The sequence below is a fragment of the Nonomuraea zeae genome (assembly GCF_005889725.1).
Classification (GTDB): domain Bacteria; phylum Actinomycetota; class Actinomycetes; order Streptosporangiales; family Streptosporangiaceae; genus Nonomuraea; species Nonomuraea zeae.
The window spans coordinates 1-10362 of sequence record NZ_VCKX01000378.1 but is presented as its reverse complement, the minus strand read 5'-3'; the positions used below and the strand labels follow the sequence as shown (position 1 = coordinate 10362).

Genomic DNA, 10362 nt, shown 5'->3' with positions numbered 1-10362 from the left:
GTGGAGGTCGCGGCGGGGGCGCGTGGGGAGCGCGCAGGGGCGCGGCGGGTCGCGGCGGGTCGCGGCGCAGGGCTGCGGCGCAGGGTCGCGGCGCGGGCGCGGGCGCGGCGCGGGCGTCAGCCGGCCGCGGCGTCCCCGGTCTCGCTCGCTGGGAGGATCTCCGTCGTGCTGGTCTCGGCCGGCTCGCGGTCGGGGCGCAGCCCGCGCCAGGACGGGTGGCGCAGCCGGTGGTCGCCGGTGACCTCGGCGTACTGCACCTCCCCGACCACGCGCGGCTCGGTCCAGTGCGCGTCGCGGGCGTGCTCGCGCGGCACCGGCTCGTCGAACGGCGGGTCGGGCCGTTCCAGCGGCGCCAGCAGGTCCTGTAGATCGCGGAGCATGGCCTGGGTGAACCCGGTGCCGACGTGCCCAACGTACAGCAGTCGGCCGCGCCGGTCGTGGGCGCCGAGCAGGAGCGACCCGATCATCCCGGAGCGCCGCCCGCCGCCCGCCTGCCACCCGCCGATCACGACCTCGGCGGTGCTGACGTTCTTGATCTTGATCCATTCGCTGCTGCGCCGGCCGGGGCGGTAGGGCGAGCTCAGCCGCTTGCACACGATGCCTTCGAGCCCGAGCTGCCTGGAGGAGTCGAACGCCCGCGCCGCGTGGTCGGCGAACCAGACGGGCACCTCCCACCGGTAGCCGGGTCTGAGCGTGCTCTCCAGCAGCTCCCTGCGCTCGGTGTAGGGGCGGGAGACCGCGCTGGAGTCGTCCAGGTGCAGGAGGTCGAAGGCCATGAACGTCACCGGCACCGATCTGGCCAGCTCGCCCACGGCGGCCGGGTTGCGCTGGTGCATGCGCGGCTGCAGCGCCTCGAAGCTGGGCCGCCCGGCCTCGTCGAACGCGACGACCTCGCCGTCGATCACGGCCGCCCGGCCGCCGGTGCTGCCGGCCATGAGCTGGAGCTCGGGGTAGGCGGGGGTGATGTCTTTGCTGTTGCGCGACATCAGGCGGACGGCGCCGTTGTCGATGTAGGCGAGGGCGCGTACGCCGTCCCACTTCATCTCCACGGCCCAGCCGGCATCCTGGACGGAGGGCAGGGTGCCTAGCTGGGCCAGCATGGGCGCGTAGGCGGGCAGCCGGACCATGGTGCATGCCGTACCCCGTCCGGCTGATCGACAGTGGCGGCCAGGGGTCTACAGATGGTCAAGAGGTGAGTCTTCTACCAGTTCGGCCAGATCTACGCCGTGTTGGCCCAGCTCGGAGACGGTGGCGCAGTAGCCGCGCAGATAGGTCCTGCCGTCCACCCGGTGGGAGACGCGCAGCATCGGGCGATCGTCCAAGATGATCGCCTCGACCAGGATGCCGTCAGGGCCTCGCCACTGTCCCATGACTGTAAGAGTAAAGGATCGGACATAATGGACAGGTAACCCGAAAGTCCTCGCGCTGCTCCGCGCCGCGCTCGCAGGCCCTGTCGCGACACGCGAACCGCGCCGACGTTGCTTAACGTTAGATTTATGTTACTCAAAGTTTTTCTTGGTGTGCCGCGTTAACGGGTCTTGGCCGAGGGCATGGATAGTGCCCAGCTTGCTTCGGTCGTGGCCGTGCCCCCGTGACGGCCACGACACCGCCCCGGCAGGCCCGGTCCGGGGTGACGACGGCCGTGGAGGCGGCGTCGGCGATCTGCCGCCCCACGGCCGTCGCGATGTCCGGATGCGTGGCCCGATGTCCCCGGACAGGTGTCCCGGATAGTGGACAAAGTGAGACCGCGGGGCCGGACTCCGTAGACTGTCAGGGTGATTTCCCGTATCGACATGCGCGGTTCTCTGCCCGAGGACCTGCGCGACGTGCTGCCCCGCGCCGAGCTCGACGTAGAGGCCGCCCTGGAGAAGGTGCGGCTCATCTGCGACGACGTGCGCCATCGCGGGGCGGCAGCCGTACGGGAGCTGACCGCCAGGTTCGACGGTGTCGAGATCGCCACCACCCGCGTCCCCGCCGAGGCCATCGAGCGGGCGCTCGCCGAGCTCGACCCCAAGGTCAGGGCGGCGCTGGAAGAGTCGATCAGGCGCACCCGGCTGGTCCATCGCGACCAGCGGCGCACCGAGACCACCACCCAGGTCGTGCCCGGCGGCACCGTGACCGAGCGGTGGGTGCCCGTCGATCGCGTGGGCCTCTACGTCCCCGGCGGCCGGGCGGTCTATCCGTCCAGCGTGGTGATGAACGTCGTGCCGGCCCAGGAGGCCGGCGTCGGCTCGCTCGCGGTGACGAGCCCGGCGCAGAAGGCGTTCGGCGGGCTGCCGCACCCGACGATCCTGGCCGCGTGCGCGCTGCTCGGGGTGGACGAGGTCTACTCCGTGGGCGGGGCGCAGGCGGTGGCCATGTTCGCCTACGGCACGGACGAGTGCCCGCCGGCGACCATGGTGACCGGTCCGGGCAATATCTGGGTGGCGGCGGCCAAGCGGCTGCTCAAGGGCCGCATCGGCATCGACTCCGAGGCCGGCCCGACGGAGATCGCGATCCTGGCCGACGAGACGGCCGACCCGGTCCACGTCGCCGCCGACCTGATCAGCCAGGCCGAGCACGACACGATCGCCGCCGCCGTGCTGGTCACCACCAGCCCCGAGCTGGCCGACGCGGTCGAGAAGGAGCTGCCGGGGCAGGTCTCGGCGACCAAGCACTCCGAGCGCATCGCCGAGGCGCTGGGCGGCCGGCAGTCCGGCATCGTGCTGGTGAGCTCGATCGACGACGGCCTCAAGGTCGTGGACGCCTACGCCGCCGAGCACCTGGAGATCCACACCGCCGACGCGGCGGCCGTCGCCGCGCGGGTGCGCAACGCCGGGGCCGTGTTCGTCGGCGCGTACGCGCCGGTCTCGCTCGGCGACTATCTCGCCGGCTCCAACCACGTGCTGCCCACGGGCGGCTGCGCCTGCCATTCCAGCGGCCTGTCGGTGCAGTCGTTCCTGCGCGGCATCCACGTCGTCGACTACACCCGCGAGGCGCTCGCGGACGCGGCGGCGCATGTGTCGGTCCTGGCCGACGCCGAAGACCTTCCTGCCCACGGTGCCGCCATCCGCGCCCGCTTCGACTGGCAGGTTCCAGCGACCACGGAGACCTCGGACTAGTGAACCTGGACGACCTTCCCATCAGGGACGATCTCCGGGGCAAGTCGCCCTACGGCGCGCCCCAGATCGACGTCCCCGTCAGGCTCAACACCAACGAAAACCCCTACCCGCCCTCGCCCGAGCTGGTCGCCGACCTGGCCGAGGCGATCAGGGCCGGTGCCGGCGACCTCAACCGCTACCCCGACAGGGACGCGACGGAGCTGCGCGCCGGGCTGGCCGCCTACCTCGGCCACGGCCTGACCACCGAGCAGGTGTGGGCCGCCAACGGCTCCAACGAGGTGCTCCAGCAGATCCTCCAGGCGTTCGGCGGTCACGGGCGCACGGCCATGGGGTTCGAGCCGTCCTATTCGATGCACCCGATCATCACCAGCGGCACCAACACCGAGTGGGTCAAGGCCAGCCGCGAAGAAGACTTCTCGCTCGACCCCGGCAAGGCCGTGGCGGCGATCGAGGAGCACCGGCCCGACATCGTGTTCCTGGCCTCGCCCAACAACCCGACGGGCACCGCCCAGCCGATCGAGACGATCGAGGCCGTCCTGTCCGCCGCCACGGGGATGGTCGTGGTGGACGAGGCATATGCGGAGTTCGCCCGCGCGGGCACGCCGTCGGCGCTCACGCTGCTGCCCGCCCATCCGAGGCTGATCGTCACCAGGACGATGTCCAAGGCGTTCGCCATGGCGGGCACCCGGCTGGGTTACCTGGCCGCGCACCCGGCCGTGGTGGAGGCGCTGCTGCTCGTGCGCCTGCCGTACCACCTGTCGACGCTCACCCAGACGGCGGCGCGCGTGGCGCTGCGCCACCGCGACGAGCTGCTCGGCACCGTGGACGCGCTGCGGCGCGAGCGTGACGGCACCGTGGCGTGGCTGCGGTCCAAGGGTTTGTCCGTGGCCGACTCCGACGCCAACTTCGTGCTGTTCGGGCGCTTCCCCGACCGGCGCACGGTGTGGGAGGGGCTGCTGGCGGCCGGCGTGCTCATCCGCGAGGTGGGCCCGCCAGAATGGCTGCGTGTGTCGATCGGCACCGGCGAGGAGATGGCGGCCTTCCGCGCCGCCCTGGAAGGGGTCCTGCAGTGAGCGAGCGAACCAACGAGCACGGCGCTTCTGCGGTTCACGGGACCGGCGAAGGAGGGCCGGTGAACCGCGTAGGCCGCGTCGAGCGCGTCACGAAGGAGACCTCGGTCCTGGTGGAGGTCGGCCTCGACGGCACCGGCCGGGTCGAGGTGGCGACCGGGGTCGGCTTCTTCGACCACATGCTGGCCCAGCTCGGCAAGCACGGGCTGTTCGACCTGACGGTCAAGACCGAGGGCGACCTGCACATCGACGCGCACCACACGATCGAGGACACCGCGCTCGCGCTGGGCGCCGCGTTTCGCGAGGCCCTGGGCGACAAGTCGGGCATCCGGCGGTTCGGCAGCGCGTCGTGCCCGCTGGACGAGTCGCTCGCCCAGGTCACCGTGGACCTGTCGGGCCGCCCCTACCTCGTGCACTCCGAGCCGGAGAGCATGGCGCCGATGATCGGCCCCGACTACGACACGACGATGACCCGCCACATCCTGGAGTCGCTCGTCGCCCAGGCCGCGATCTGCCTGCACGTGCACGTCCCCTACGGGCGCAACGCGCACCACATCGTGGAGGCCCAGTTCAAGGCCCTGGCCAGGGCGCTGCGCGAGGCGTCGGAGCTCGACCCGCGCGCCACGGGCGTGCCCAGCACCAAGGGCGTCCTATGACGGACAACCTCATCGCCGGGGTGATGATCTTCATCGGGTTGTTCCTCGGCGGCGGCGTGTTCTCCCTGCTCAAGCAGGGGCTCAAGATCGGTGCGGCCATCTGCGCGGTCGGCGCGGCGATGGCGATCACGGCGGGGGTGCTGTGGTGGTAGCGAAGAACGTCGTCGTGCTCGACTACGGCTCGGGCAACCTGCGCTCGGCCGAGCGGGCACTGGCCAGGACCGGCGCCGACGTGACCGTGACGTCCGACTTCGAGGCCGCGCTGGAGTGCGACGGCCTGGTGGTGCCGGGCGTCGGCGCGTTCGAGGCGTGCATGAAGGGGCTCAAGGGCGTCCGCGGCGAGCAGATCATCGGCCGCCGGCTGTCCGGTGGCCGGCCGGTGCTGGGCATCTGCGTCGGCATGCAGATCCTGTTCGCCAGGGGCGTCGAGCACGGCGTCGAGAGCGAGGGCTGCGGCGAGTGGCCGGGCACGGTGGAGCGGCTGGAGGCTCCGGTGCTGCCCCACATGGGCTGGAACACGGTCAAGGCGCCCCACGACAGCGTCCTGTTCGCCGGGCTCGACGCGGCCACCCGCTTCTACTTCGTCCACTCCTACGGCGTGCGCGAGTGGGAGCTGCGGCCGGGTGACGGGTTCGCCGAGCCGGTCGTCACCTGGGCCGAGCACGGCGTGCCGTTCGTGGCCGCGGCCGAGAACGGCCCGCTCATGGCCACCCAGTTCCACCCGGAGAAGTCCGGCGACGCCGGCGCCACGCTGCTGGCGAACTGGCTCGGCAGCCTGTGAAAGGCCGCCCGCGCACCGAGTCGCCCGCCCTGCCGTCCGGCACGCTGAGTCTCGCCGGGCGGATCGAGGAGACCTCATGAGCAAGGAGCGGGCGCGCAGGCGGGCCGAGCGTGAGGCCGAGCGGGCGCGGGCGATGCGGGCCAACGAGGTGCGGCAGGCGCGCAGAGCCCGCCGCCGCGCCCTGGCGGCCCGGCTGGTCCCGCGTCCCGTGCGGTTCTACCGCCAGGGCGGCCTGCTCGCGCGCCGGCACCGCGCCCAGAACAGCCTGGTGGCGCTCGGCTTCCTGCTCGTCCAGGTGCTCGTCTGGCTGGTCTGGGGGTCCTTCCCGCTCAGTTTCGCCGTCTTCGTCTTCTCTCTGCTGCTCGCACCCGTTGTCGTGACCCTCGCTTTCGACCGGAGGATCTGAATGTCGCTCATCTTGCTGCCCGCCGTGGACGTGGCCGACGGCCAGGCCGTACGCCTGGTCCAGGGCGAGGCCGGGACCGAGACCGGTTTCGGCGAGCCGCTCGCCGCCGCGCTGGCCTGGCAGGAGGCGGGCGCCGAGTGGATCCATCTGGTCGACCTCGACGCCGCCTTCGGCCGGGGCACCAACCGGGAGCTGATCGCGGAGGTGGTCGGCAAGGTCGACGTCAACGTGGAGCTGTCCGGCGGCATCCGCGACGACGACTCCCTGGCCGCGGCGCTGGCCACCGGCTGCCGACGGGTCAACATCGGCACCGCCGCGCTGGAGAAGGCCGATTGGTGCCGGAAGATCATCGCCGAGCACGGCGACAAGATCGCGGTCGGCCTCGACGTACGCGGCACCACGCTGGCCGCCCGCGGCTGGACCGAGGACGCGGGGGACCTATGGGAGGTGCTCGACCGGCTCGAGGCCGACGGCTGCCCCCGCTACGTGGTCACCGACGTGACCAAGGACGGCATGCTGCAGGGCCCGAACCTCGACCTCTACCGGCAGATCTGCGCCAGGACCGACAAACCCGTCGTGGCCAGCGGAGGCGTTTCCTCCATCGATGACCTGGTCGCACTAGCTTCTCTCGTTCCGGACGGAGTGGAGGGTGCGATCGTGGGCAGGGCCCTGTACGCTCACGCGTTCACACTGGAAAACGCGCTGGCCGCGGTACGCGTGTAGTTCGCCGGGAGGGGGCGAGATGAGCGTCAGCAACATCGGCATGGAAAGCACCGGTTTCCGGGTGTTTTCGGGCGGCATCTGGGAGGAGAAGTACGGCTACGCCCGTGCCGTGGTGGCGGGCGAGCGGGTGATCGTGTCCGGTTGCACGGCCACGGTCGAAGGAGAGGTGCGCCACGTCGGCGACGCCTACAAGCAGAGCCTGACCGCCATCGACATCGCGCTGGAGGCCGTCCTGATGGGCGGCCTGACCCACGAGGACGTCATCATGGTCCGCTACTACGTGGTGGAGCAACGTCACTTCGACCTCGTAGGCAAGGCCATCGGCGAGGTCTTCGGCAAGGTCCGCCCCGCCTGCACGGGAGTGCGGGTGGCCGGCCTGGTCGATCCCAGGATGCTGGTCGAGATCGAGATCGAGGCACTTCGAACATGACCGTGGCGGTAAGAGTCATTCCCTGTCTCGACGTGGACGCCGGTCGGGTGGTCAAAGGCGTCAACTTCGAGAACCTGCGTGACGCGGGTGATCCCGTCGAGCTGGCCAGGCGCTACGACGAGGAGGGGGCCGACGAGCTCACCTTCCTCGACATCACGGCGTCCTCCGGCGAGCGGGAGACCATGCTCGACGTGGTGCGCAGGACCGCGGAGCAGGTGTTCATCCCGCTCACGGTCGGGGGCGGCGTGCGCTCGACTGAGGACGTCAACCGCCTGCTGCGGGCCGGAGCCGACAAGGTGTCACTCAACACGGCCGCCATCGCCAGACCCGAGCTGCTCACCGAGGCCTCGCGGCGGTTCGGCGCCCAGTGCGTCGTGCTGTCGGTGGACGCCCGGCGGGCACCGGGCACGGCGAGCGGCTTCGAGGTGACCACTCACGGCGGGCGGCGCGGCACGGGGATCGACGCGGTGGAGTGGGCGGCGCGCGGTGAGGAACTGGGCGTCGGCGAGATCCTGCTCAACTCCATGGACGGCGACGGCACGCTCGACGGCTACGACCTGGAGATGCTGCGGGCGGTCCGGGCGGCCGTCCGGGTGCCGGTGATCGCCAGCGGTGGCGCGGGCCGGCTGGAGGACTTCCCGCCGGCCGTGGCGGCCGGTGCCGACGCGGTGCTCGCGGCCAGCGTGTTCCACTTTGGCACGCTGAAGATCTCGGAGGTCAAGGACACGCTCAGGATGGCCGGTCACCCGGTCCGCTAGAGCGATCCCCGGCACCAGCCGGGCGAAACGCCGGGGCGCGGCGGCAGGGCGCTCCGGCGTTTCCGTCGTGCTCGCGGTGCTTTGCTCGTCGTGCCGTGCCGTGCCGTGCCGTGCCGTGCCGGTCAGAACACCCGCAGGTGGTGGAAGAGCTCGTAGGAGACGTTCATGGCACCGAACGCCGCCGCCTCCGACCGCTTGACTGCCAGGAACGCGCTGCGCCGCAGCGGGCCGAGCGCCTCCATGAGCACCTCGTCGGCCTCCAGCGCGTCCAGCGCCTCATCCAGCGAGGCCGGCAGGCGCGGATACTGCCCGGGCCGGGTGTCCGGATCGACGTCCACCGGCGCGCCGGGGTCGAGCTTGCGCCGGATCCCGTCGAGGCCCGCGTGGATGACGGCCCCCAGCGACAGGTACGGGTTGGCGGAGGAGTCCGACGGCTTCAGCTCCAGGTTCGGCTCGCCGCTCTCGCCGAGCGGGGAGCACATGCGCACGGCGGCCTCCCGGTTGTCGGGGCCGTAGACGGCGTACGCGCTGGCCCACGTACGGGGAGCCAGGCGGCGGAAGCTGTTGACGCTGCCGCAGGTCAGCGCGGTCAGGGCGGGCAGGTGGGCGATCAGGCCGCCGATGAAGCCGTCACGCACCTCGCTCTCCTCCGCGAAGACGTTCTGGGTCTCGCGCCACAGCGACAGGTGCAGGTGAGCGCCGTTGCCCGCCTGGTCGGCCAGCGGCTTGGGCGCCAGCGTGGCCCACATCTGCATGCGCATGGCCAGCCCGCGCACGGTCTCCCGGTAGAGGACGTGGTTGTCGGCGGCGCGCAGCGCGGGCGCGTGGCGTACCGACAGCTCCTGCTGGCCGGGCCCCAGCTCGGGGTGATAATGCTCGACCCGCAGGCCCTGCGTCTCCAGGGCGCGGATGAGCTTGATCGTGTAGTCGTGCGCCGTGTCGAACCCCGAGTTGGCATAGCAGAGCGAGTCGTCGAGCGGCACCAGCCGGTCCGGGCCGCCGGCCGGGTCGGGCAGGCGGCGGCCGAGGGTGAACTCCGGCTCGAAGGCGGCGACCAGCGTGTATCCCTCGGCCGCGAGCTCGGCGATCGCGTCCTTGAGAAACGTCCTCGCGCACGCGCCCCATGGCGAGCCGTCCGGCTGGCGGAGATCCGACAGCATCGCGGCCGCGCCCGGTGCGTGGGGCAACGGGACGTACGTGGCGGGGTCGGGGACGATGCGTACCTCGCCCACCGGACCCATGTGCTCGACGTCCTGGAGCTGGTCGAGCATGTTCATCGCCATCATGGCCACCGTGTGCCCGATACCCGTGTCGAGCCGTTCGGCCAACCGGGACCGGGATGCCGCCTTGCCACGGATCACGCCACCGTGGTCGGCGTACAGGAAACGGATCAGCTCGATGCCCTCGAGCTCAGCCCGCTCGAGGATGCGCCGCGCGTTGGGATCGAGCTGATTGATCTTGGTGCCGCTGGGGCGATCTCTCATCCTGCCTGCGTAACACGATCTGGCAGCGCGGGGAAGCACCTGACGCAGACAGAACCATCCGTCAGGTCAGAACACTCCCAAAGAACACGGCGAGCTGGTTGGCTCCGTGAATGATTCCGTCGAACACACCGTTGACCGCGGCGGCGGCTTGGGCCGGCCGGGTGAACAGGTAGAAGACCACGAACGCGACAGCCACGTAGGTGATCACCTTCTTGACCTGCATGGGGGGCCTCCTGCAGTCCGTTCCCAGCCGTATATACCCGGATCTGGGCGATCACTGGCATCTTCTGTGAAGATGTTCATGATCCTAACCGGGGGGCTTCTTTCCTCTGCCATGGTAAGGGCTAGAGCACGGGCGTGAGCGCCTGTCGCGCCGGGATTTGCGCGAGCTTGACGCGCGGCAGGAGAGAGATCGGCAGCGCGATCGGTGACGGCAGGATCGTGGCGGTCAGCGCCGGTGCCATGACCAGCGGATGGACGTTCCGCTCCCGGCTGTCGAGGTACATCCACCGGGCCTGCGAACAGGTCCCAGGCGATGATCTGGGCCCACAGCGCGGCCGGGGCCTCCGGGCGGGTCGCCGGCGCGGCCAGCCCTTCCTTGCGGGGACGGCCGGGTCACCACCGGCCAGAATTCCGGGAGCAGCGGCACCATCAGGATCAGGTCGACCGCATCGCGGGCAGCACGATCGGCGGTGAGCCCGGCGACCTCCCGGGTAACCCCCGCCAGGTGGGCGCCAGGGATCATCGACCCCCGGAACGGCGCGGCCGCGTACAGGCTGAAGTCGAACAGGAACGCGGCCATGGGCTGAGGCGCCTCCTCGGGCGAGCATGGGGGTGGGGCTGTCTCTTATACTCATCTAAAAAAAAAAAAAAGTATAAGTAGAACTCCCTTATCTCGTTCGTGATTTCTAATATCTAAAACTGTAAGTACTCCAACTTCTATATTTCTATCT

Annotated in this window: 14 protein-coding genes; 9 read left to right on the top strand and 5 right to left on the bottom strand. The window is 70.7% G+C overall.

Annotation, left to right across the window (positions count from 1 at the left end):
* Window positions 1–116 precede the first annotated feature (116 nt).
* Together ligD and ETD85_RS55365 are read right to left on the bottom strand one after the other, a co-directional pair.
* A complete protein-coding gene (ligD, locus tag ETD85_RS55370) occupies window positions 117–1127 on the bottom strand; it encodes a non-homologous end-joining DNA ligase (RefSeq protein ID WP_138697889.1) in 1011 nt (336 codons plus the stop codon).
* Between the two features lie 48 nt (window positions 1128–1175).
* On the bottom strand, window positions 1176–1370 hold the full coding sequence (locus ETD85_RS55365; RefSeq protein WP_138697888.1) for a hypothetical protein: 195 nt from the start codon (window positions 1368–1370) through the stop codon (window positions 1176–1178).
* 405 nt (window positions 1371–1775) lie between these two features.
* Here ETD85_RS55365 and hisD point away from each other — a divergent pair, with 405 nt between their 5' ends.
* From hisD to hisF, 9 genes are all read left to right on the top strand, one after another.
* Window positions 1776–3101, top strand: a complete 1326-nt coding sequence (gene hisD / locus ETD85_RS55360) for a histidinol dehydrogenase (protein WP_138697887.1) — start codon at window positions 1776–1778, stop codon at window positions 3099–3101.
* Window positions 3101–4174, top strand: coding sequence for a histidinol-phosphate transaminase (locus ETD85_RS55355; protein WP_138697886.1), 1074 nt, complete (start codon window positions 3101–3103; stop codon window positions 4172–4174). The genes hisD and ETD85_RS55355 overlap by 1 nt, the downstream gene beginning before the upstream one ends.
* A gap of 59 nt (window positions 4175–4233) precedes the next feature.
* Window positions 4234–4827: an imidazoleglycerol-phosphate dehydratase HisB gene (hisB, locus tag ETD85_RS55350; RefSeq protein ID WP_138697885.1), complete on the top strand. Its 594-nt coding sequence runs from the start codon at window positions 4234–4236 to the stop codon at window positions 4825–4827.
* Window positions 4824–4979, top strand: a complete 156-nt coding sequence (locus ETD85_RS64045; protein WP_170247374.1) for a hypothetical protein — start codon at window positions 4824–4826, stop codon at window positions 4977–4979. Before hisB ends, ETD85_RS64045 begins: the two co-directional genes overlap by 4 nt.
* Window positions 4970–5608 (top strand): imidazole glycerol phosphate synthase subunit HisH, encoded by a 639-nt coding sequence (gene hisH / locus ETD85_RS55345; RefSeq protein WP_138697884.1) that lies wholly within the window; start codon window positions 4970–4972, stop codon window positions 5606–5608. The genes ETD85_RS64045 and hisH overlap by 10 nt, the downstream gene beginning before the upstream one ends.
* A 76-nt stretch (window positions 5609–5684) precedes the next feature.
* Window positions 5685–6014, top strand: coding sequence for a hypothetical protein (locus ETD85_RS64040; RefSeq protein WP_170247372.1), 330 nt, complete (start codon window positions 5685–5687; stop codon window positions 6012–6014).
* On the top strand, window positions 6015–6737 hold the full coding sequence (priA, locus tag ETD85_RS55335) for a bifunctional 1-(5-phosphoribosyl)-5-((5-phosphoribosylamino)methylideneamino)imidazole-4-carboxamide isomerase/phosphoribosylanthranilate isomerase PriA (protein ID WP_138697883.1): 723 nt from the start codon (window positions 6015–6017) through the stop codon (window positions 6735–6737).
* A 19-nt stretch (window positions 6738–6756) separates the two neighbouring features.
* The gene (locus ETD85_RS55330; protein WP_138697882.1) at window positions 6757–7167 is read left to right on the top strand and encodes a Rid family hydrolase; all 411 of its coding nucleotides are present in this window, start codon (window positions 6757–6759) and stop codon (window positions 7165–7167) included.
* Window positions 7164–7925 (top strand): imidazole glycerol phosphate synthase subunit HisF, encoded by a 762-nt coding sequence (gene hisF, locus ETD85_RS55325; RefSeq protein WP_138697881.1) that lies wholly within the window; start codon window positions 7164–7166, stop codon window positions 7923–7925. The genes ETD85_RS55330 and hisF overlap by 4 nt, the downstream gene beginning before the upstream one ends.
* A gap of 122 nt (window positions 7926–8047) precedes the next feature.
* Here hisF and ETD85_RS55320 read toward each other — a convergent pair whose 3' ends face one another.
* The 3 genes from ETD85_RS55320 to ETD85_RS65245 all read right to left on the bottom strand — a co-directional run bounded on the left by ETD85_RS55320 (window position 8048) and on the right by ETD85_RS65245 (window position 9915).
* Window positions 8048–9409 carry a glutamine synthetase family protein gene (locus ETD85_RS55320; protein ID WP_138697880.1) on the bottom strand — a complete coding sequence of 454 codons (1362 nt, stop codon included), beginning with the start codon at window positions 9407–9409 and terminating at the stop codon, window positions 8048–8050.
* 61 nt (window positions 9410–9470) lie between these two features.
* The gene (locus tag ETD85_RS64035; protein WP_170247371.1) at window positions 9471–9632 is read right to left on the bottom strand and encodes a hypothetical protein; all 162 of its coding nucleotides are present in this window, start codon (window positions 9630–9632) and stop codon (window positions 9471–9473) included.
* 121 nt (window positions 9633–9753) lie between these two features.
* Window positions 9754–9915, bottom strand: a complete 162-nt coding sequence (locus ETD85_RS65245; protein WP_206059495.1) for an ABA4-like family protein — start codon at window positions 9913–9915, stop codon at window positions 9754–9756.
* Window positions 9916–10362: the final 447 nt, after the last annotated feature.